The sequence below is a fragment of the Variovorax paradoxus EPS genome (assembly GCF_000184745.1).
Taxonomy (GTDB): Bacteria; Pseudomonadota; Gammaproteobacteria; order Burkholderiales; family Burkholderiaceae_C; genus Variovorax; species Variovorax paradoxus_C.
Map to the genome: position 1 here is coordinate 4,221,961 of NC_014931.1, position 22,674 is coordinate 4,244,634.

The 22,674-nt window shown below is 62.9% G+C and carries 9 protein-coding genes; all 9 read right to left on the reverse strand.

From position 1 onward, the window contains the following. Nucleotides 1-248 precede the first annotated feature (248 nt). Nucleotides 249-4,505, reverse strand: coding sequence for a helicase-related protein (locus VARPA_RS19580; RefSeq protein ID WP_013542319.1), 4,257 nt, complete (start codon nt 4,503-4,505; stop codon nt 249-251). Further along, nucleotides 4,498-6,495: a hypothetical protein gene (locus VARPA_RS19585; protein ID WP_013542320.1), complete on the reverse strand. Its 1,998-nt coding sequence runs from the start codon at nt 6,493-6,495 to the stop codon at nt 4,498-4,500. The genes VARPA_RS19580 and VARPA_RS19585 overlap by 8 nt, the downstream gene beginning before the upstream one ends. After that, the gene (locus tag VARPA_RS19590; RefSeq protein WP_013542321.1) at nt 6,495-7,772 is read right to left on the reverse strand and encodes a hypothetical protein; all 1,278 of its coding nucleotides are present in this window, start codon (nt 7,770-7,772) and stop codon (nt 6,495-6,497) included. Before VARPA_RS19590 ends, VARPA_RS19585 begins: the two co-directional genes overlap by 1 nt. Before the next feature lie 34 nt (nt 7,773-7,806). Continuing rightward, the gene (locus VARPA_RS19595) at nt 7,807-8,433 is read right to left on the reverse strand and encodes an EcsC family protein (protein WP_234974793.1); all 627 of its coding nucleotides are present in this window, start codon (nt 8,431-8,433) and stop codon (nt 7,807-7,809) included. A 493-nt stretch (nt 8,434-8,926) separates the two neighbouring features. After that, the gene (locus VARPA_RS19600; protein ID WP_013542323.1) at nt 8,927-9,478 is read right to left on the reverse strand and encodes a hypothetical protein; all 552 of its coding nucleotides are present in this window, start codon (nt 9,476-9,478) and stop codon (nt 8,927-8,929) included. A 144-nt stretch (nt 9,479-9,622) separates the two neighbouring features. Continuing rightward, nucleotides 9,623-11,338, reverse strand: a complete 1,716-nt coding sequence (locus VARPA_RS19605) for a ShlB/FhaC/HecB family hemolysin secretion/activation protein (protein ID WP_013542324.1) — start codon at nt 11,336-11,338, stop codon at nt 9,623-9,625. Nucleotides 11,339-11,452: 114 nt separating this feature from the next. Next, the gene (locus VARPA_RS19610) at nt 11,453-11,884 is read right to left on the reverse strand and encodes a hypothetical protein (protein WP_013542325.1); all 432 of its coding nucleotides are present in this window, start codon (nt 11,882-11,884) and stop codon (nt 11,453-11,455) included. 93 nt (nt 11,885-11,977) lie between these two features. Further along, nucleotides 11,978-12,316 (reverse strand): hypothetical protein, encoded by a 339-nt coding sequence (locus VARPA_RS31145; protein WP_144299016.1) that lies wholly within the window; start codon nt 12,314-12,316, stop codon nt 11,978-11,980. An 11-nt stretch (nt 12,317-12,327) separates the two neighbouring features. Next, entirely contained in the window at nt 12,328-22,437 is a 10,110-nt protein-coding gene (locus tag VARPA_RS30275; protein ID WP_013542326.1) for a hemagglutinin repeat-containing protein, read from the reverse strand. Between the last annotated feature and the right edge of the window lie 237 nt (nt 22,438-22,674).

Genomic DNA, 22,674 nt, shown 5'->3' on the forward strand with positions numbered 1-22,674 from the left:
GGCACGAAGGGCAACCAGTTGCCTCCCAAGCAACCCCTCGAAGTCTGGGCTCGACAGGCCGGTATGGACTGGCGCATCTGCGAGACACCCGTGCGCTACATGGCCGAGCAGGCCGGGGCACTGGGCTCTATCATGACCTTCGAGGACCAAAAGGTACTTTCACCAAGGCCTACTGCAAAAAATGCGATCAAGGTGGCACACGAGAGAGCTTCATTTTTGACTATTGGTTGATGGGAGGATCTCCGTCGTCATTCAAAAAACGACTGCCGCAATGCTTGCCTCTGAAAATTGGTGCCCTGCATCCGCGGCAACGCCTCAGTCCATGCGGCTAATAGCGCGGAACGGTGAACATCCCAAGCTGTCGGACGGTGATAGACCGCTAGATAGCGATACCGTTCGTCCTGGCTGACATAGACACGACGATTCTCTTTCTGCTCACCATGCCATCCTTCGCTCGACGGAAAGTGGGGCATATAGTGCCAAGGCGTGTGAGGCAAGGTGGGCTTCGCGCCCAAGGTCGACGTGCTAGCCACAAGTTCCCACACGATCCAGGGGCCCTCGATGACTCCGTCCGGGTCGGACACCACGTTCCCCGGCTGCACGAACGCCTGCAGGCTAAATCGTTCCGGCCCTTGAGTTGCAAGGTGTAGCACGCCGCCCTTGGCGATCGACATGGGCCCTTCATGCGAATACGTCACGTCTTTCAATGTGACCAGTACCTCGCTGAAAGCAGCGCGAAACCACGCTTCCATTCCGGACAGGAAATCCCCTGCCCCTTGCCATTTGGCATCGATCATCGGAATTCCTCGTTCGTTGCGCCAGAAGGCCGCGATCTCGGTACACGGAGGCAGTGCCGTGCGGCTGCGATACGTACAACGCGTCACGTTCAGCGAGCGCGAAAGCCCTGGCCCGATCGATCCGGCGAGCTGGCCGAGGCGGGACGCCAGATGATCCACCACATCCGCGATGACCGCGGGCTCATTGCTTCTCGCGACGAACGACACCAGCCAAACGATGCTCGCGTCCGAAGTGAGATGGGCCCATTCGCATCGTTGGGCGTTGTTGCCGAGCCATGCATCGTCATGGACTTCGCATGCGGGGAACAACGGAGCGCGCAGCAGCAGGAAATCGCCGAGCACTTCAAGCAATACAGGCTGAAGAATCGCCGGGGCGGGCGCCAGCGGCAGATCGACGGTGGCACAGTGAACGAGCGTGTTCCACACGGTGTCGAAGCGAAAAAGGCAACTCCCCTCCAACGCGGTCGTGCTTACCGGACCCGCTTCGCGCAGGGCTCGGCCCAACGAAAGACTGGTGCTCTCGCGGGCGTCGCAAGTGAGCCATTCCTCTTGCCGGTCGAACACAGACTTGCGTCCTGTCATCTTCACCCGCCGCAACAATGGATTGTCGGACAAGGCCGCATCGACTTTGCCGCGGATGCGAACAACGCCCAGTCGCGGCATGTGCAGGTCGTCGCGGTGGTGGGAAAGGGTAGTCGAGGCATCGCAAGCGAGCATGTCGGCGATCAGATCTGGCGGAGCCGGCAGTTGCAATGCGTCGTCCTTGGGCACCCCCTCCGGGTAGAAAGACACGACTGGCGCGGCCGCTGAAGCCGACGTGCCATCTGAGTCGTCCAAATCGTCAAGGTTGAGTTCGCCGAGTTTGTCGATCTCATCGCTCCGGCGTCCCAGATCCATTCGCATGTCGCTGCGGACCTTGGCCAGGATCACGCGATTGACTTGCGGCGCGTCCAAGGTGCCGTCCAAAAAAGGAAACTCCACCGTCAGACGCGGCCGGCCCTGCGTCGTCCAGTGCTCTTGCCTGCTGATTGCCAGTCGACGGCTGATCAGGCTGCCGAACCGGTCCACACGTCCGATCCGCTGCTCGAGGTCACCGGAGGTCCATGCGACTCCGTAGTGAATCACGTCGTCGCAGAACAAATGAAGATCGACGCCTTCTTTGAGTACGTCGGTGCATACCAGCACGTTGGGATGCACCGGAAACTTGAATTGGGGAACCGCATTTTGGTCGTCTAGCCGACCGGAACGACCGAACACGGGCTGCATCCGGTCGAAGGCACTGTTCGCGCGCTCATGGATCTGTTCCCACCCGGCCGAACTTCCGCCGCGCAGGCATTTGTCGATGATGGTGTCGAAGTGCAGCATCCAGTCGCGAAACTTGGCTCGCCAATTGCTCGCATAGTCGGTGAGTTGCTCGGGGAAAGCACCCTGCCCGAGGCCAGCGCCCGCGCCGAGCATCCACAGCAACTTTTGGGGCAACGTCCAGGCGCGGCCGTCAACTCCGAGGCTGCTCACATGGCGGTTCAGCACATACAGGTCGACGAGCAGATCGGTTTGTCGCATCGACTGCAGCAGGCAGCGCTGTAGTGTGGCGAGCTTCCAGAACGCCGGGCTGCCTGACTCTGGGCGATGCACCAGCCAATGCAGCAACTGGCCCGGGCCCGTGAGTGATGCATGAGTCTCGCCGAGGCAGACCTCGACAAGTTCATCCCACGCTTCGTCGGCGGCATCCCAAGCCTCGGCATCCGCCGCATTCAATTGCTCTTCGCGCGCCTGCAGGAAGGCTCCCAATGGGTTGCGCGTGAGGCGCCTGTCACGCAGGCGTGCCTGGAAGGAGTGCAGCTTGCCTCGTACCTCGCCCTTCAGGTAGCGCAGCGCGCGGAAATATTCGAGTTCATTTGCCTTTCCCGGTGTGTCGCCGGATTCATTTCCAGAGGGCTCGTCGGGCTGCGAGTCGTTCTCCGCGTCCTCGCTTGAATCGGCAGCCGAGTTCCAAAACCGTCCATCCACCCAATGCGGCTGGCGAAGCACCAGGGCCGAGCCCGGTGCGGCCAGCCAGTCATGCCAGATAGAGAGACGCCGATCGACTTCCTGCTGGAATTCAGTGCGCAGAAGATCCAATAGTTCGTCGACGGTGTCCAGCCGCCGAACGAATATGAGACTCTTGTGGCAGCTCGCATCGCGCAGACTATTCTCGAACACGCGCCGGGCCACATCGATCAGCTTGGCGTGCGGCAGCGAGTACCTTCGGGCCGTGGTTGGGTCGGAACGCCGATCCAGTAGCGAGGCGGCTTCATTGAACGACGTCGTGAGCGCGTCGATGGTTGCGCGGTCGATGCTCGGTTGCGCGTCTCTGGGCAGGCGATCAGTACCCCTCTCGAATTCGCCTTGATCGAGCTCCTCTGCGCCTGTCCCTGCCTTGATCATGGCTTTGGCTTTGGCTTTGGCGGCACGCTGCCTGTGCGATCGCACCGATGTCGCCAGGGATTCGAACGACGAGCACTCGCCTTGCGAAAAACGGTTGTTGTGTCCGTCAAGCGCCTGCACAAGTCGCTTTTGCACGAGCGCCATGGTGAGTGCCGTGAACGGGTCTTTTGTTCCTGAAATTTTCAAACGCTGATAGCGGCGGTATTGACTCTTCAGATAAGTATTGCCGTCGCCGTCCTGGTACGTCCGCACGCGCCGCACCGTGAACTCCCGCATGATGTCCACCACGTCCTGATAGGCAGTTGCTCCGGGCTTCATGCGCGCCGCAATCTGCGGAGAGCGCCCTTGGGGGGCGCATCTCGCGCAATGAGGAGCCTGGTTTTCGACGGAGGGCGGATCGCCCAGGTAAGCGTCAAGACTTCGCAAGTCGCCCGGACCGCTGTGAAGCGGGGTCGCACTGAGGAAAAGCCAGCGCCGGGCATGCGGGCGAAACACCTGCCGGATGTGACGGTTCTGGAGGTTGCCTATGTGACGCAGATACTGCGCCTCGTCGAACACCGCCAGCGAGATGCCACGCGCGCACAAGAGATGCCCCACCTGCGTCGCGTACCGGTCACTGAGCGCATGGATCAGCTCTTCGCGGGCCGCGAGAAGCACCGTGCCCGGCGTCAGTGCGTGTTGCAGTGCCTGCCTGTCTTTGGTTGAGGGCTCCGCGCTCAGCGGAATCAACGCCGCCGCATAGGTCGCGAAAACGGCGTTCAGGTCGATCTCGCCGTTGCGAGGCAACACCCCGAAGGAGAGCGGCCGGCTGAACGATGAATATCTCAACAAATGAATTCGGCGCTCGTTCAACTGCAGGGTATGCGCAAAATCGCTGAGTCTTTCGTGCATTGCAACGCGGCTCACGGGCAGCCCCGTGACGGCGCTGCGCAGGCGGTTGTCCACGAGCTTGTAGCAACTGCGAAGGAACGCATCCCATTCCCCCAGCCACTGCCTTTGCAGTGTTTGGCCGGGACAGACAATGACAACCTGAGCGTTCGGGTCTTCTAGCAACTGCAGGGCGATAACCGCCATCGCCTGCCGGGTTTTGCCCATGCCGACTTCGTCGGCCAGGTAGGCGAAGCCCTTGCTGCGCAGCAGGTGCCATAGTGCCGCCACGCCTTCGCTTTGCGCGCGTGATTGCTGCGTGCCCTCGACGTCGACGTGTTCGCCGCCGTCGAAGTTGATGAAGCTGCGGATCTGGCCGGCCGTCAGTTCTTTAGGTATCAGGTTTTCAGGCATCGCCCACCTGCAGTTCGCGACGGAACCATTCGATCAGCATCTGGCTGCGTTCGGTTGGCTGGCTCTTGGAGAAAACCCGTTGAAACAGTTCGGAGTGACTCGATCGCTCGAGCACCTCTGCTTCCAACGTTCGCACTTGCCCGGCGACCTGCGTGCGGAGTGCTTCGTATGCGGGTGGTGGCGCGTGGCGACGCAGCGAATCGAGAGTGGCCAGCAATTCGGCAAGCTGCACGTAGCGGGCAATCGTCGACTCGTCGTCCGGTGCTTCCTGGAGCACTACGGCACGGTGCAGTACCCCCAAGCCAAAAGGTAGTGTCGGATCGCAAGGGTCGAGTTCCGAGTGCTTCTGGAAGTAGCGGCGCAGCTGGAACGTGCCTTGGAAGAATGCGAACAGGTCGATCGAGCGCGCCGCCGACTCGTCATTGTCCGCTTCGTCGTCCTCGGCGCCTTCGCCACCTCGTGCGCGCTTGCTTGCCTTGCCTGGATCTTCGTTTGGGCGGAGGCTGCGCAGGAACTTGAGCACGTCATTCAGCTTGGGCTTGGGCCTGTAGCCCAGCACATCCTCGGGCGCATCGACCTGCAATACCAGGCCGGTGAACGTGAACGTGCGGCCGTCGGCAGTTGCGTAGGCCAAATCAAAGTTCGTGACCAGGCGCGCAGGAGGCGCTGGAAAATCGAAGCACTGCAAAGACGCCTTTCGAATATCCACTGGCGATGAATGCTCGGCGATCGACAGCGATGCACCTCGCAAATGCGCGTCCGCATGGATACGCACGCGGATCTTCAGGCGCGTTGCTCCCCAGTCGCAGACCGCCTCCGCTTCGAACGGGGGCAGCGGTGGCGCTTGTTCGCCGTCCGGGTCGCCGGGTTCCAAGGGTGGGGCCATGTCTTCCGGCGGCAACTCCTGGAACAATGAGCGCCAAGGCGATGCGCCGGTGACTGCGTATCGCAACACGGCCTCGACGTTCGACAGTTGCCCTGCGCCATGCATCCAGGCGGCCTGCGTGAAGTTGGCCGATCCAATGCACAGCACATGCTCGCGAGCGCGGCTCAGCAACACGCCCTTTGCATGCGAGGTGCGACCGCTGTCGCTTGAAAATCGTCCGTACTCGCAGCGATCGATGGGCGCGTCCGCGAGGCGGTGAAAACGCCCTTCCGACGACGGTGCCGGCACCAGCATGCACGTCTTCACGCCCAGCGCCGCCACGAGGTCTTCGACGCCCGACCAGAACGGTGACACGACGGCCGCATGCTCCCATCGACGGTTGCCCATCAGTGCAGGCAGGAGTGCCGTTGGCGGCGCGTCTGGCCGCGCGAGTCCCGGCGGCCACGCGAGGTGCAGTGTTGGCGACGTCGGACTTGCGGGCGCGAGCGATGCCGGGTCGAGAAGTCCGCGTAGCGCACCGTCCAGCACTTCGACGACCGATCCTTCCGCGTGTGCACCGCTGGCTTCGGCCATCGACAATCGCTGGCGTGCCTGATCGGCGAGCCATTCGATCATCGGCCGAAGCGAATCGCTGTGCTGCTGTGTCACAGCGGTCACGCCCACGACCTCACGTTGCAGTGCCCAGCCGGACAAGGACAGGTTGCCGCTGCCGACGGACATCCAGATGCCGTTCTTGCCAGAGCCCGACTTCAGGCGACCGCCAAGCAGCGTGATCTTAGGATGAAAACGTCCCCGCTCCAGCCCGACCGGCAGCAACCCGTAACGCAGTTCGCCCTTGGGTTGCGGCTCTGCTGAGCGGTCGCACGCTACGACGACGCGCACGCTCGCCAACGCGTCGTTCAGATCCGCGCGCAGAAGTTTGCTGCCTTTCAGGTCTTCGACCGCGATGCCACCGAGCAACGGCAACACATTCGCCTCGAAGAAGGTGGACACAAAAGTGAAAGTCGTGAACACGGCCCATTCGGGCTTCTCGTCTACGAACTGGTCCAGCATGTGCTCCAGCGCGTGCCGCATCACGGGCGCGCTCTTGTCGTCTTGCGTCATCAAGGCTTGCCGAAGAGTTGCGGGTACATGACTGCGACCGTGGGGAGGTAGTAGCCGTTGGTCCACGACGAATCGCTGGCGAGATGTTTCTCAACTGCATCGAAGGAGCGCTCTTCCCCGAGGGCCGAGACGATCTTTCGCTGCTCAGTCGACAACAGTGGATCGGATCCGCGCTCTGCCATGAGTGCTTGATGGTGGCGAATCAGGCCCTCGACAAAGTCCTCAGGCTCGCAGGCGAGGCGGTCCGCCAGCATCGCCATCTGCTGCCAGCGACCACCAGGGGCAGGGCCGGCCAGCTTACTGAACTCCACCGCAATTCGCCGATGCGCGCTCCGATGCTTCGCAAGGTGGTTGGCAGCTTGCGCCACCGTCCGGCCGCCCAGGCTTCGTGCCAGGTCGAAGCCGTCCTGGACGATTTCGAGGAATCGCTCGCATCGCTCGACATTTTCGAGGGCGGGATGCAGTCTGGTGGCCGGATCGTCGAGGCGGGCCAGGCGGATCTTCAGTTGCTGGACATAGAGCTTCGTGCTGCGTTGGTCCGCCTTGGTGTTGGTCCGGATCTCGGCGCAGTGACGAGCCAACGCCTCTTGGGCGGGGTCGCCCAGCAAACTGCGTCGTATCTCGGAGGTAACCATTGGCGAAGCGAAGAATGCCCGCAAGGCTTTGTGGATTTCGGGCGCACCGTCCAGCAGCGTCTGCGGCTCGAAGCCGCTTTGCGGGAGATCAAGCACACGTTCGATCGCGCAGCGCAACCTCTGGGTTGCTTCGGTCTGCCAGACCTTGGTGATGATGTTCGTGACGGGTTCGCTCAGCTCCCAGTTGGCATCCAGCAGGCCGGCGCGACGGCAGGTGCCGCTGTAGTACTGGTAGAGGCCATTCACTACGGTGCCAGCGTCGCTGCAGCGAACCCGAAAGGGCGGCGGCTGGGACAGCGCCCTTTTGCCGAAGCACTGGCCGTCGCGGGTCAGAGGATCCCAAAGGTAATACTCGACCAATCCTTCCATGAGACGGAAATACGGCCTGAACTTGCGTGTTGCCAGCATGGTCTGGAACGGCCCATTGGCAAGCCAATGGATCAGCAGGACGGCTTTGATACCGCTGAGCTGGGTTACGCCCGACGCAAGGTGGGGAACCAGTTCCCTGCCTACGGCACTCCAGATAGGCAGCAGCCCCATCGGGTCCCGCATCGAGGACACCCGAACGAGCGCTGCATCATGGGCCGTGAAGAACGGGAGGTCTGTGACCGGACTTTCCGCAACGGGTCGGTTGAGGTTCATGGGGGCGGCGCGCGCGCCGTTCGATGGCGCGAAATCAGGCCGCCGTAGCTTCGCCCGCCGGCGTCTCTTGCCCGATGAAGATGTTCCTGGCCGTGTTGCCAACAATGTTGGTGGCAACCGAATCGAAAGTCGCGCCCACGACGCCGCCGAGAACGGGCACCATCTTGCCCAAGTTGATGATGCCAGTGGTGCCAAACTTCGTCAGCAGACGGAATCCGACAGCCTGGTTGATCTTCGTGATCGTGGCGCCGCTGATCTTGTTGATGGCGCTCAATGCAACCTTCTTGCCCACCGCGATGCCGATGTCTTTGAGCACCTCCTTGGCCGAATCGCCGGTCAGGGTGGCGAACACCATGGTCTTGACTCTATCGTCAGATATGTCGTACCCGCCGAGGTGGGCGATGGCCGCAATCATCCGGATTTGCACGTAAAGCACGCTGGCGATGTTGGCTGGAATGGCAATGGGCAAGGTGATGAGTCCGCCAAGTCCGGTCAGGAATCCCGAGGTTCCAGCTTTGGCGTTTTGCCAGCGAATGAGCGAATTGGCCTGCTCGATAGGCGTTCCGCCTTGCTTGGCATAGTCGTTGGCGAGTTCTTTTGCCGAATCCAGGCCGGGTATGCCGTTCACGGCTTTTTCGTAGCCCCATTCCAGAACTTCCATGATCTTCTCTTGCGTCAATGAGCTCGCCATTTTTTCTTCCTGTGTTTACCAATCGAAGAGCGCAACGTGAAATCGGCCACAAATCCAACGCGTCAGTAAATGTAACTCGCGCTATCGCGATGGACCGTCAGCGTGAGCTGTATATGTGCGAAATCTCACGATCAGCGCGCCTCGCCACTTCGTCCATCATTGCTGTACTTGACCAGCTAGTTCAGATCCACGCCGTTCTTCCGCCAACTCTCGTCGCTCGGGACAAATCTGTAGCGCCGGACAGGTGCCGATGGGACACATCCTTGGGCGTCCATGCAATGAAGCCACCACCTAGCCCAATTCAAGCCGCCGGCGTACGGCCGAAAAGACGGAACGACTCGACAACACGGCCAAGCAGAATGCGGCCATAAGGTCCTCGACAAAGATCCCTCTGAGGCGCCTGCAGTCAAGGCTGCGGGTCGCATCTAGACATGAAGGAAACGGCAGGCGCCGCAGTCCCTCTTCATACGGAACCGCGCTTACCGAAGACCGGAGACAGGCTCACGGAGAGCCAGTCTTCAAGGTCGCACAGTGCCTCCTTCGAGAGCGAATCAGGATAGCGGGCCGCCTGCAGACGCATCTCGATGTCGGGCGCGTCCACCCAATAAGCCATGTTGAGTGAAGACGGGCCTACCGCGTACCCGAGGTGGTTGCGAATCCGAGTCCGTAGCGACTCGCTGCTGCCGATGTACAGCGTGCTGCTCTCGCCTCGTATGTCGTTCAATCGAGCGTATCGAAACTTCGCTGTCTTGCCGTCGCGCGCCTTCGAAAACGACTCGACCAACGCTTTCCGCTCGGCCTGAGTTGCCGTCGTATCGAAGACGTAGATCCAGCGCCTGCTGAGCTTGGTCCAATGCCGGAGCCGATCAGCAATCGCCGCCGGTTCAGCCCCAAGCTCAATTCCGCCGGTGCGAAACTTGATCGCGTGCACCTCCAGGGGCTTGACGCCTGTCAGCGCGACTGCTCGACGTGTCAGGGAGTCGTGTGTCTGTTGCGCGAGGTTTTTGAAGGGCATCAAGGCTCCAATCCGGGAGTATCAGGTCATTGTCGCGTCACTGAGTTCACAACCAAGTCCTCCGATGCCTTCGCTGCCACACCTTCTGCGTCTCCCGCCGCTGATCGTCTTTGCGTCGCTTCTTTACTGTCATTGCCTCCCTGGCTAGAAGCTTACGTTGAGGTTGAAGCCCAATGTGACCTTGGCCGTGCGATAGCCCTCGGGCTTGCGAATGGGAGCACCAACGAAAAAATCGTAGCTCAGCCTGCTCCACTGGCCTCGCACGCCGACGACGGCGCCTGCCAAACTGCGACCGAGAAGGTCGACCGTGGAGCGGCCACCGACATGGCCGTAGTCCATGCCTGCATACAGCTCCGCCCCGCTCTGCCCCATCGCCCAACCGATGTCGTTGCGGATCAGCATGCCGCGTTCGCCCAACAGGCTGGTCTCGCCATCGAAGCCACGCACCGTGTAGCGTCCGCCGATGGCGAAGCGGTCCTGTGGCGTGAGTGGCGTGCGGTTCCATTGAGCGCGGATCAGGCCGGAGTAGCGCAGCTTCTGCTCGCCGAGCTTGAACGGCGCGTTGAGGGTGACATCGGCCGTGTACAGCTTCAGGCGCGAGGTGCCCTCGCCGAACTCTTCTTCCGGCGCGACGCGCGAGCCGAAGCCGCCGGTGCCACGCTTGTAGGCCAGCGTGCCTTCGAGCGTCGCTTCGCCGATGAACTCCTTGTGGTTCAGGCTGAATTCCCAGCCGCCGACCACGCGGTGCTGCACCTCGACCTCGGTGTCGTCCACGAAGTTGCGCGACTCGCGACGCCAGCCCTTGACGGCCACCGTGGTCTTGCGGCTCTGGTCGCGGTAGAGCAGGCGCGAGAGCTTGACCTCGGCGTTGTTGGTCTTGCCGGCATAGACGATGTCGCCGTTCAGGCCGGCGACGCTCTGGTGGTACTGGCTGTTGGAGGCGGTGAAGCCGAGCATCCAGTAGCCGAACGGCAGCGAGTAGTGCGCCGTCTGGCCTTCGGTGCCATAGCTCGGCTCGGACAGGAAGTGGCTGTTGACGCTGTGGTTGGCGCTGACGTAGAACAGGTCGTTCAGGCCGAAAGGGTTGTCGAGCGAGACGGTGGCGCCAGCTTGGTTGCGGCCTGTGGCCTTGGTGCCGCTGTCGTCGAGGCTCAGCGTGACGCGCCATTTCTTGGACTGGACGTACTTGACGACCAGATCGCTGTCGCCGGGTTTTGCACCGACCGCAGTCGATGGCTCGATCTGGATGTCGGCTTCGGCTGTCGGAGCGCGCTTCAGGTTCTCGAGGCCTTGCTCGATATCGCGCAGGTTCAGTAGATCGCCAACACGCGCAGGAATTGCGGTGGTCAGCAAGGCGGAATTACCGAGCAGCGTGGACGAAGAGTCGGGCGTCAGGCGGATCGCGGCGATGCGGCCCGGGATCAGCGAAAGGGTCAGCGTGCCGGTCGAGAGATCCTGCGGCGCAGTCAGCACCCGCGTGGTGACGAACCCGCGCGCGATGGCCGCCTGCTGAGCGCGCGCGAGCACCACGTTGACGCCTGCGGTTCCGAGGCATCGACCCAGCGGTGAATCGTTGCCCTCGGGGCCGGAGAGATCAGCAACAGCCCACTGGAAGGCCTCGGCCTGCTCGCCAACCAGCAATACGCGGTCGATCCGAAAGCACGGCGACTCGGATTCAGGGATGCGCTGGGTAGGCGCAGGCAGCGCGGCTTGCAGGCGCTGATCAACCGTGCGCTCGTTCTGCTCGCGCAGGGCGCGTTCGCGTTCCTGCTGGCGTTGCTGTTCGACGAAGGGTTGGGGAGTGCTGGGAACCTGGGCCTGCGCCCACAACGGACCGCCCAACAGCACACCGGCCAACATGGCACGCGAGTTCGTTCTCAAGTTCTCTCCCTCAAATATCTTTGTTGTCTGCATCGTCGGCACTGACGCTCTGCAGCATTGGTCACTGGCGTGAAAAGTGCAGCGACCGCCTCGTCAGAACCGACCGGTGTCCTTGGGGTTGTGCACGATCTGGATCAGCACGTCAGGGGTGTAGGACTTGGTGCGGGAGATCTCGGCAATCTCGCCGCCGGCCGCGCCAGCAAAGACCAGCACGCCTTGACCCTTGTAAGCGAGGTAGTGACGCCATCGGTCCGTCCCGTTGTACGTGGGGATCCACGCCTTGCCAGTGTTGTTCACCGTTTCGGCATTCGGCTTGCCCATGATCTTGAGGGCCTCGGCGTAGGACATGCCGGTACGAAGCTGGGCAATCGCCGTGCCGGGCACGGGTTGGCCGACGATGGTGCGCTCTTCGTCCTCTTCTGCTGTTACCAATGCGCGGCGAGTGGGTTCGTACAGAGGCGCGGTTCTGCAGCCGGCCAATGTGGCGCAGACCAATGCAGCGGCGAAAATTGCTCGACATTTCATTTACTTAACCTCCCATCGGTTGCGTTACGGCAATCAAGTTCAGCACCAGCCAGCATCTTTCTTTGAAGAATCTGATTGCTGCGTTTTTGGATTTCACGAATTTGCCGCTTCCGCCTCGTGTTTTCTTTTGGCCTTTGTAAAGTCCCAGACCTCCGCCAATCCCAAAAGCACCCCAAAGAAAAGACCTGAAATAGCCCAAATAAAAAAACAAACCCATGCAGAAGAAGCGGAAAATCCGCGAAGAGCCGAAACCACGCCGAGCAGAATAAGACAGACCACCCCCATCTGCAAAGCCATTGAAAACGTGAAGAAGAGGAAGATTTTGGTGCGTCGATAAGGAATGTCTACCCCGACATCGAGAAGCTTCGGTTCGATCCACAGCGGAATAGAGCCGAGAACAAATGGAGCCAAACTGTAGTCAGATTTTTTCAAAGCTTATCTTCTCAGCATTTTCCAGAAACGTTGTTGCAATTAATTGGCGTATTCCACCAAGAGCGTTCATTGGTCAAGGCATCAGACGCTGCGCCTGTACCGATCCTGGTCGCTCTTCCCGCAACCTGCGAACCTGCAAACCAAGTTAAGAAATTCGCAGTTGTGGTCGGCACCCATTGATTTGCAAGTCCCAAATAAGCGTTAGCAGAAAGCTTAACGCCCCCTCCAACAGACCCACCGACCCCGGACCAAAACAAGCTCGAAGGAGTCATCGTGTCGTTGTGAAGTACGAACTCAAATCCGGCCCCCATCCCGAAGCCAACTCCGGCGGTGCCAAGCCACTTTCCGGCCGCAACACTCGCCACTCCGCCCGTCAAAGGGATAGTCTGAGCGGTTACACCGGCTCCCATCAAAACAGGCACGCCGTAAGCTGCCACCAGCGGCGCCCCCACGATTAGCCCGACCGCGCCCACCGCATTGCGTCCTTGCTCAGCCTGCGCCTGGTTGGTCGGATTGTTGGGATTCCAGTTCGCACCGTAGACCAGGCAAGTCGTACTGGCGCACGGGAAATACTGCGGATTGTCGGAGCTATTGGTTGGTCCATAGGTCATCCCCGTCGTATCGAAGACGTAAGGTGACCTTGCTCCGCCCGTGCCCTGGACAATGAAATTCATCAGTTCCCGGGTGGGGGCGCCGGGCGGGGTTTCCTGGAGGGCATACCCGTTTGCGACAACCCTCAGGCCCGGGTCATAGACCATGTCCCCGGCCACCGTCCGGGTCGGCGACTGCGAACTGTAGGCTTGCCCGGTCGCTGAATCATAGGACTGCCAACTGCCCGAGGGAGTGGCCACGTTGCCGGACGCGTCACGCACACCGGACCATCGAAGGGCTTGCGCGATTTCCTCCGCGCTGTACTTGCCGCCGGACTGGGCTGCAAGCATATGTGCGTTCACCGTATCGCTGGGATGCAAGATGCGGTTGTTTGCATCGGTGTTGTAGGCGCTCGCAGCGCCCGCGGCTCCTCCAGCAAGCGCGCCGATCACGGAAGCGAACCCGGCGCCCAGCGTGCTTGCCGCTCCTCTGGCAGCCGATGGACTCAGTCCCGCGCCTATCAGGCTATCCAGCATGCTGTTTTGCAGGTCGTTGAGCGATTGCGCTCCGGCAGCAACGGCGCCCGCGCCTGCAGCACCGCCCGCGCCACCCGCCAACCCACCAACGACAAGATGGGCTGCAACGCGGTAGACACCGCTTTCACCCCACTTTGTCGCCTCCGCCACCATCGCATCGCGCTCGGGCGAGGGCCCCATGGCATTGGCTTGACGCATCAGCGTTCGATACTGCTCCTCGGCGTAGTCTCCAACGGCGCGCGAAGCCTGCGATCCGAACTGCGACGTGATCAGAACCTGCGCCTGAATGTCGCGCATAGCGCGCTGACGATTGGTCATCTGCAGCGCGTTGGTGCCGTCCACGCCGGTCCGAATCGCCGTATTGCCCGCAATGCCCGAGATGCCGCTGCGGGTCGTGCTGGACCGGTCGACGTCGCTGTCGCCGATGCCGGCGCCCCCGCCGCCTGACGTGCTGATGTTGAAGCTATAGCCGCTGCCCTTGAAAGTATCCCGGTTCACGAGATCGGTCATCGTCAGGCTGGCGGTGTTGAAACTGTTCTTCCCTTCGTCCACGGCCGCATCCTTGCTGCTGATGGCGGCGCCGATGAGCGTCGTATTGCCCCGAACGCTGACACCAAAGCCCCCGTCGCCCGCAAAGAAACCGCTTTGTTGGGTCGCGCTGGCAAAGTCGCCATCGCCGCGCATGTTGTTTGCACTCACGCTGACGCTGCCTCCGTAGCACGCGTAGATGCAGAAGCTCCCGCTGAAGCCACCGCCGCTGTTTTCGCTATGGTAGGTGCTGGTGTCCTGCAGGGTCTCGATGCGCAGATTGCCACCTACATTCGCTTCGACGCGCTTGCCCGAGACAATGGCCCCTCGCACAGTGGTATCCCCACCGCTCTGGATGCTCACCTGCTGCCCAGCCTTGACGGTGGTGTTCGTCCACGCGCCGTCGGTTCCGCTGTCGCGTCCGCTCTGGCTGGCCGCCGCGACTTCGAGCGTGATGCCATTGGTCTCGCCGAAGGCCACGCCTACACCGATGCTCGCGTTGCTGCTGCGGCTGGTAGAGCTCTCCTTCTTGGTATTTGCGGCCGCTTCCAACGTGACGTTGTTGTCCGCCGCGAGGCTGACGTTCTTCCCGGCGTCGATCTGGCTGCCTCGCACGAGAATGTTGGAGTCTCGCCCACCACCGGTGGCGACGATGGAGACGTTGCCGCCGGCCTGCACGCGTGAGCGCGCCGATGTGTCGCTGCTCTCTTTGCGTGAGGATTCGCTTGAGCTGCTGCCGATGGTCAGCGTTGCACCCATCTTGACTGCTCCAGTGCCGTCCGGGCTTTGGGTCGCGGCCTGCTGTGCAATGTCTTGGTAGGCCGAAAAACCGCTCAGTCCGATGCTTGCTGCGCCCAGAGCCTTCATGCGGTCGTCCTTGGTATTGCCCATGGCTTCTGCCGTGTCCTCCATGCCCCGCAGCATGTCAATCAGCGGCGCCTTGAAGCCCAGCGTGATCCCGCTTTGTGAGAAGCTGTGCGTACTCTCGCTGCGGCTGCTTTCGCGCGCTTCCACGATCTGCACATCGCGCGCCTGTATGTCGATGTTGCCATCGGGGGCCGTCACATCGCTGCCCACCTGGCTGTAGCGGTTGCCGGCGGTGATGGTGACATTGCCCGAGATGGCGCCCACGGTGCTGCCCACGGCGGTGCTTTCGTCGTGCTTGCTGGTGCTTCGCATGTCCTGGCGACCCCAGGTCCAGCCTGATCCTCCATCGAAGATGCCGCTATTGGACTCCTCGCGGACGTACTGGCTGTCCCGGGACTGCGTCGCCGCCTCGATGGTGATGTTGTTGCCGGCCTGTAGTTCGGTTCCCTTGTCACTCACCACATTCGAGCCGCGAATGCGGATGTCGTTGCCGGCATCCAGCACCACGGTCTTGCCGCCCAAGCTGCTGCCGATGACGTCGGTCGAACCGAAGGTGCCCTGATCCTTGCGGCTTTCGCTTCCTCCGAAACCATGGTCACTTGTTTGAAGACCCGCGTTCAGTGCCGTACCGGATCGGCCCTCGACAATATTGATGTCGCGCTTAGCGATCACCTCCAACGCTCCATCCGTGCTGTCGATGGTGGCGGCACGTGCGTTGACATCCCGCTGGGCTCGCAACCGGATGTCGCCGCTGGCCTCGACGCGGGTGCCGACTTCCTGCGTGCTGGCCTCGGCGCGGTAGTTGCCCACATCCCGAACGGTGGCGTCCTGCCTGGCGGTCGTGACGGTGCCCAGGTTGATGTCGCGGCCCGCGCCGATCTCGGTCGTGCCTTCCTTGCCGCTGTTGGCGACGAGGGCACCGATCAGGTTGACGTCACGCCCAGCCGAAGCCACCAGCACGCCCTTGGAGCCGGTCACGTAGAGGCCGGCCACCCGGTCGACGATGGTGGCGCCGCGCAGGCTCACGGCCCCGGGGGTGAGGTCCAGGGCCAGCCCACTGCTGCTGGTCGTGGTGCGCACGTTGATGTCGCGCCCGGCCTCGATCTTGAGCTGGCTGGCCGCGTCGATCGTTCCGCCGATGTTGTTCAGATCGGTCCGGGCCTTGAGGTCGAGGCTGCTGCCGGAGATGCGGCCGTTCAGGTTCTGAATGTTCTCCGCGGTGATGCTGACGGTCCTGCGCCCGGCGACTGTGCCGCTGTTCACCAGGTCGCCATCGAGCTTAAGGTTGACCTCCTTGCCGGCCAGCAAGGCGCCCGAGCCGTCGACGTCGCCGTTTTTTACGCGCGCATAGACCTGCGGCACGAGCACGCGTTGAGTGCTGCCGTCCGGCAGCGTGACGGTCTGCTCCACCAACCAGACGATGTCGCTGGTCAATTGCGCCATCTGTGCTGGCGTGAGCGCGATCCCCGGGCGCAGTGCGTATTGGCGCGCAAAAGTGAGGCCCGCATCCATCAGCGCCGCGTACTGCTTGTCGTCGCTGTCGTAGCCGTCCAGGTAGCGGTAGCCCGTCAGTTGCGCCACCTGCTCGCGGATCAGGCGCTGCTCGTAGAAGCCGTCGCCCAAGCGCTTGAGCGTGTTGTTCGGGTCCTGCCCCAGGTTGTTCAGCAGGTAATCGCTGCTGAGCCAGTTGCGCTGGTTCGCAAAGCGCGGATCGGTCTCGATCAGGTAGTGGCTCGAAGCCTCCGCATGCGTGCGGAACAGGCTGGCCGAGGGGACGGTCAGGCTCGGCAAGGTGGCGCGCACGACCTGTGTGGAACCCGAACTCGCGGCCAGATGCACCTCGAAGATCGGATGGACGATGGGGCCCGTCGCGCCGCCGGAGACCGTACCTGACGCGTTCACCGGCGTGCCGGTCTCGCCGGCCACGCCCGTGGGCCCGCTGGCATTAACGTCACTCGGACCGGTGACGCCCTGGTTGGTGTGGCCCGGGGTCAGGGTGCCAGTGGATCCGCCGCTGCCCGCCACCGAGACTTTGCCCTCCTGCCGTGCCGCCGCCAGGGTCACGGTGATGGGCACGCTGGTGTTGTAGGGAGATATCTGCTCGCCGTTACCCAGACCCGCCTGGAACAGCTGCACTCCGGTGCGCGTCTGCGCCCCGGAGACCTCGACGTTCTTGTTCGTGATCGTCCCGGCGGTGACGGTCAACGCCCCCCCGGCCAGGATTTGGCTCATGTCGTTGGTGCCGCTGCCCACGGCGATGTTCATCTTGCCGCCGGCGATGATGCGGGCGGGCGACGACGTCTGCAGCACCGGGGTGGTGGTCGATTCGGTATAGGCCCAGGCGTAGTAGGAGCGCGCATAGTTGGCGTAGACGTCCCGGATGAAGGCCTCGGTCGAGGCGTCGAGGCGCTTGTGAGCCTCAAGGTAAGCCGCCAGTTGGGCGTCGTTTGTCGGCAAGTCGGTCGCCGGGGGCGTCACGCCGAAGGCAGCCCAGATCGGATCGGTGCGGGAGTACCAGGCACCAGGCTCCGTGAAATCCTCGCTGAAGTCGATGTTGATCTGGCGCGTGCCATGCAGATCGCTGCTGTTGCGCGGCGGATTCGCGTAGTAAGTGCCGTAGCGGGACAGCGGATAGCTGGCCGAGGGCACCAGGATCCCCGAGAACTGACCGGAGACGGGTCCCGCGGCGTAGCTAACGAAGCTGGGCCACAGATACCCCATCAGGTGCTCGAAGTCGACCGAGGGCCCCTGAACCGTCACGAAGACCAGTTGGCTCGGGTCATAGCGCGTCGAACTGCCAGGCAGCGCATATTCGGTGTGCTGCTTGCCATCGGAGGTGGTCTGGGTTGTCCAGGTCACGCCGCCGTTCGTGTTGTTCAGGACATTCGCCTTGATGTCCATGTCCTGCACGGCCTCGATGGTCGCAGCGTGGTTGTTCAATACGCTGGCGGCCCCGCTGGCCTTGCCGTCGACCAACTTGCCGCCGACGTAGAGATTTCCGGCACTGAGGATCAGAGCGCCGTCGCGGTTGTTGATAGTCCCAGCGCCGATGTCGAGGTGCTCGCGCGCGGCGATGGTGCCGGCCGATGCGACGCCATTGACCGTTTCGGCGCCGTTGTTCAGCGTGCCGGCACCGATCGCGACCCAGTCGCCATAGATGCGGCCGGTGCCCAGGTTGTCCAGTGTGGTGGCGTTGATGCGGGTGGTGCCGCCGTCGATCACGCCGCGATTGGTCAGCGTGCCGCTGGCATTCAGCGTGGTGGTTTTGCCTTGGATGTCGCCCGTGGCTTTGTTGTTGATGTCCCTCGCGGAGAGCGTCAGATCGTTGCCCGCGGCCAGCTTGCCGCTGTTGGTGATGTCACCCGTCGTCGAAATCGTCAGGTTGCGGTTCGCGACGGTCTCGCTGCCTACGGCGAAGGCGATGTCCCGGGTGACCATCAGCGTCATGTCCTGGAGCGACAGCAGCTTGCCGTCCCAGCTGACCGAGCCTGCATCGAGGACAACGTTCTCTCCGCCGACCAGGGTGCCGCCGGTGTTGAGCACCGACAGGGTCTTGGCCACAGCGGGGTCCTTGACGGTGAGCACCTTGCCGGCGGACACGAGGCCGGCGCTGTTGTCGATGGTCCCGTTGCTACTCAGCGTGGTGTTCTGGTCGGCGCGGATCGCGCCGGATTTGTTGAGGATGGACTGCGCGGCGATGTCGACGTTCTGGCCCTCGATGCCTTGTTCGGCCTCCCGGGTGTCGCTGTTGACGAGGCTCGCGGCACTGAGCGTCGTAGTGGCCGCTGAGCGGATCAGGCCCTTGGTATTGGTCAACGTTCCCGCGTTGACGCCGAGGTTGCCCACCGCCAGTGTCTCGCCGCCGGTGTTGTCGTAGGCAGCGCCATGGGTGTCGAGCGTGACGGTGGACTGCCCGAGCACCTGGCCGCCGCCCGTGTTCGTGAAGGCTCGGGTGCTGGCGTCCAGCGCGTTCTTCGCACCGATGAAGCCGGCCTTGTTGTCCAGCTCGCCCACATTCTTGAGCGTGAGCGTGTCGGCGCTGGTGATGCCGCCCTGCTTGGTGGTGTAGCTGGCCGCGTTGGTGTTGGTGAGCTTCTTGCCATCAGTGTCGATGGTCATCGCGCCGCCGGACTGGATGAGGCCGGCGTCGTTGTTCAGGGCGCCGGACTTCACATCCACGGTGCTGTTGGCCGCCAGCGTGCCGCCTTGGTTGTTGTCCAAGGCATTCTTTTGGGTGTCCACGCTCAGGCTGCCGCCGAAGACCTTACCGCCCGTGTTGACCAGGCCTGCGTTGACCAGCACGACCTTTGCACCGGCTTGCAACGTGCCCTGGGCATTAGTCGTCGTGCCGGTGGTAGTAACGCTCAGGTGGCCCTTCACCGCAGCGACGGTGCCCAGGCTGTTGTCCAGTGTCCCGGCCTTGAGCGTGGTGTTGCCGTTGGCGGCCAAAGTGCCGCCATCGTTGGTGGCGGCATCGCGGACATCGACCGTCAAATCGCCACTGGCAGTCAGGTTGCCTAGCTTGTCGTTGTTCAGGCCAAGGGCCTTGACGGTGGCGCTGCCGCCCGCGCCGATCACACCCTTGCTGCTGTTGTCCAGTTGGCCTTTGACATCGATGTCGAGGTTGGAAGTTTCCGCGGCGCGGACCGTGCCGCCCTGGTTGAGCAAGCTGCCCGCCGCGATATTCGTGTTGCCATTGCTGGCGAGGGTGCCAGCGGTGTTGTCGATGGCGCCCACGACCGTGATGCGCGTGGCATCGGCACCGGTTTGAACGATCTGACCGCCCCGGTTGCCGAGGGCGCCGGCATCGAGGGTGATGCGGTCGGCACTGACCCTGGCCTTTGCGCCGTCCTGGCCGAAGGCGCCCGACATGGCGACGGTCAGCGTCTTGTTGGTGGTGACCTGGCCGTCGATGGCGTTGTAGCTGCCGCCCGCGATTCCCAGCGTGCCGGCACCTGCATGCTCGATCCTGCCGCCCGTGTTGGTGATGACCGCGCCACGCAGGCTCAGGTCCTGGCCGTTGCTGGCGATGCGACCGCCGTCGTTGTTCAGCGTGCCGCTGGTGGCGATGGTGGAAGCGCCGGTGCCGGTCTGCACGATCTCGCCGCCGTTGGTGTTGGCGATGTTCGAGGCGTTCAGGTCCAGCAGACCGGCGTTGAGCGTGCCCGCATCGTTGACCAGGGTCTGGTCGCTTTGGCCGTCGGCGGTCACACTCAAAGTGCCGGGGGTGATGACCTTGGCTTTGCTGCCGGTGACCACATTGCCTTGGGTCGCAGTGATCGCGATGTTGGCTGCGTTGGTCTCGCTGGCCGACAGATCGACGCTCGCGCCTTGCAGCGCGACATTGCCGGCAGCGATGTTGTAGCCGCTGGCGACGAGCGTACCGGAGGTCGTTACGCGCAGATTGCCCGCGGCACCCAGCTTGCCGTCGTTCTGCACACCGGCACCGAGCACACCGGCGCTGCTGCTTTGCAGGCTTGCAGCCGTTATCGTGGTGTTGCGGCCTGCCGTGACGCTGCCGTCGTTTGTCATCGCACCGCCGACCGCTACGCCGAGGTCGTCCGCACCGCGCAAGCTGCCGCCGTTGGTGAGTTCGCCCGCCTGAACATTCAAGTCCGTGGCCGCGCCGATGGCGCCGCCGCTGCCGTTGACCAGTTGATTGGTCACCATGAGCTGTGCGCCGGCCTGTGCGGACTGGATGCTGCCCTTGGTGTTGTCCAGCGAGCCCCCATTGAGCGTCAGGCCCTGGTTGGAGACCAGAGTGCCACTGGTGTTGTTCGTCGCACCTGCCACCTTCGCGGTCAGCGCGCCCATCGCGGAAATCGTTCCGCGCGTGTTGTCGGCCTTGCCACCGACCGCGAGGCTGGCATCGCCCGCGCTCGAGAGCGTGCCGTCTGTGTTGACCAGGTCACCGCTGCTTGCGATGTTCAATGTGCCCGCGTTGAGCTTGCCGCCCGTGTTGTCGAAACTGCCGACATTGGCGCTGAAGCCATTGGAGATATTCAGCGTGCCACCACGGTTGTCGAAGGTGGGCTGGTTGACCGTGATGCTGGCGAGACTCAGGGTCCCGCCGTTGTTGCTGATGTTCGCGCTCTGCAGCGTGATCGGGCCGCCCGCGTAGATGCGGCCCCCGTCGTTGAGGATCGTGCCCGCTGCAGTGAGGGTGCCCGGGGAGGGGGGGACATACGGTGCAGGTGTGATGGTGCCGCCGGAACCGGTGCCGCTTCCTGCCGCAGGTGTGCCCGGTGTGGCGATGCCGCCGCCGGTGCCCGTACCGCTCGTGCCGCCGCCGGGCTGCGATGGTGTTTCCGGCACCGGCTCCAACCCGATCACGCCACCACCCGTGTTGCTCAAGGCCGGTGCGGAAATGGCGAGTGCCGCGCTGCTGGTCTGGCGGATCGTGCCGCCGTTGCGGTTGTCGATGTTGCCTGCCGTGCTCGCCAGTTCGACGCGTGCCCCTTCGAGCGTGCCGCCCGCACCGTTGAAAGAATTGCCCAGCGTTTCTTGCGTCGCAATCTTCAGGTTGCCGCCGGTGCTGATGCGGCCGCTGTTCGCAAGGTTCGACGCCGCGAGGTTCGCGTCGGCCATGGCCTGGATCGTTCCGATGTTCTCGAGACGACCCGCGCTGGTCACCACGAGTTGTCCGGCACCCGCAAGTGCAGGCGTGCCAGGCGCGGCCTGGATCGTGCCGGCGTTGCGCACGCCAAGGCCGGCCTCCGTACCGACGAGCACGATCTTGCCCGCGTACATGCCACCGAGTGCGGCCACGTCCAGGGCGAAGGTGGGCGCGGCGCCAGTGCCTGCCGTCGGGCTGATCTGGCTGTGATCCGCCGAGACCTGGTTGGCCCCGGTAACCACCTTCAGCTCGCTCGCCCAGATCCCCGCATTGGCTTCCACGGCCCGCGCGAGGATCGCCGCATAGTCGGTCTTGCTCGCATCGAGCCCCGCACCGTTGATGGTGACGGTGCCGCCGCGCACGAGGAAACTGTCCAGGCCGCCAAAGGCATTGAGCTGCGGCGTGCCCGTGGTCAGCGTGGCACGGCTCGCGTTGATGAAGCCCGCGCCGTCCACGTTGATGCCGGCCGGGTTTGCGATGATGATTTCCGCGCGCTGCCCCGCAACTTCCATGTAGCCGCGAAGCTGGCTCACGTTGCCGCCGTTGACTTCGTTCAAGATGATGCGCGCCGGCCCGGTCGCCAGGAACGGGTTGCCTTGCACGATGCCACCGAGTTGCGTCTGCACATTGGTGCGGCTGTTGTTGAAAATCGCGCCGTTGGGTCCGACGTTGAGCTGGTTGTAGATGTTCCGTGAGACGCCCGCCGCGGACGGGCTCTGGATATTGATCAGCGGCACGCCATTGGGGGCAACAAGCACGGTCGGACGCAAGTTGCCGGGGACGTTGGGAGCGCCAACGATCTGGGCCTGCCCCGGCAATGCAGCCAACAGGCCAAAGAGCGCCACCACAGCAGCTGACGCTGCACCGCTGGAGCCACCCGTCGCCTTGGATTTCCCTTTACCGGTGCTGGTGGCCGTCTCTTGAACCACCATCCGCATGCCTCTCGCGGCATTGAAAACGATGCGGTGCAAATGGCGGTTCATGTTTTGACGCTCCCTGAGGTTTGGCTGCTCGCGCCGGTCTTTGTGACAAGATGCTTCAGCGAGGCGCGCGATTATGCGGGGCGACCGATTGAGGCGCGCGGCATTTCTTCACGGATTCCGACAGCGCGTAGAGCCTCTTTCTCGGGTGTAAGTCGTACGAATTACATTGATCCAGGCCAAGTGGATTCCCGTACGACAGATCAGCTCAACAACGACCACAAGCGCACGCCGCGCTTC

Coding starts and splice junctions, on each gene's coding strand:
- VARPA_RS19580 (WP_013542319.1), bottom strand. CDS start 4,505: ATGCCTGAAAACCTGATACCTAAAGAACTGACGGCCGGCCAGATCCGC.
- VARPA_RS19585 (WP_013542320.1), bottom strand. CDS start 6,495: ATGACGCAAGACGACAAGAGCGCGCCCGTGATGCGGCACGCGCTGGAG.
- VARPA_RS19590 (WP_013542321.1), bottom strand. CDS start 7,772: ATGAACCTCAACCGACCCGTTGCGGAAAGTCCGGTCACAGACCTCCCG.
- VARPA_RS19595 (WP_234974793.1), bottom strand. CDS start 8,433: ATGGAAGTTCTGGAATGGGGCTACGAAAAAGCCGTGAACGGCATACCC.
- VARPA_RS19600 (WP_013542323.1), bottom strand. CDS start 9,478: ATGCCCTTCAAAAACCTCGCGCAACAGACACACGACTCCCTGACACGT.
- VARPA_RS19605 (WP_013542324.1), bottom strand. CDS start 11,338: ATGTTGGCCGGTGTGCTGTTGGGCGGTCCGTTGTGGGCGCAGGCCCAG.
- VARPA_RS19610 (WP_013542325.1), bottom strand. CDS start 11,884: ATGAAATGTCGAGCAATTTTCGCCGCTGCATTGGTCTGCGCCACATTG.
- VARPA_RS30275 (WP_013542326.1), bottom strand. CDS start 22,437: ATGAACCGCCATTTGCACCGCATCGTTTTCAATGCCGCGAGAGGCATG.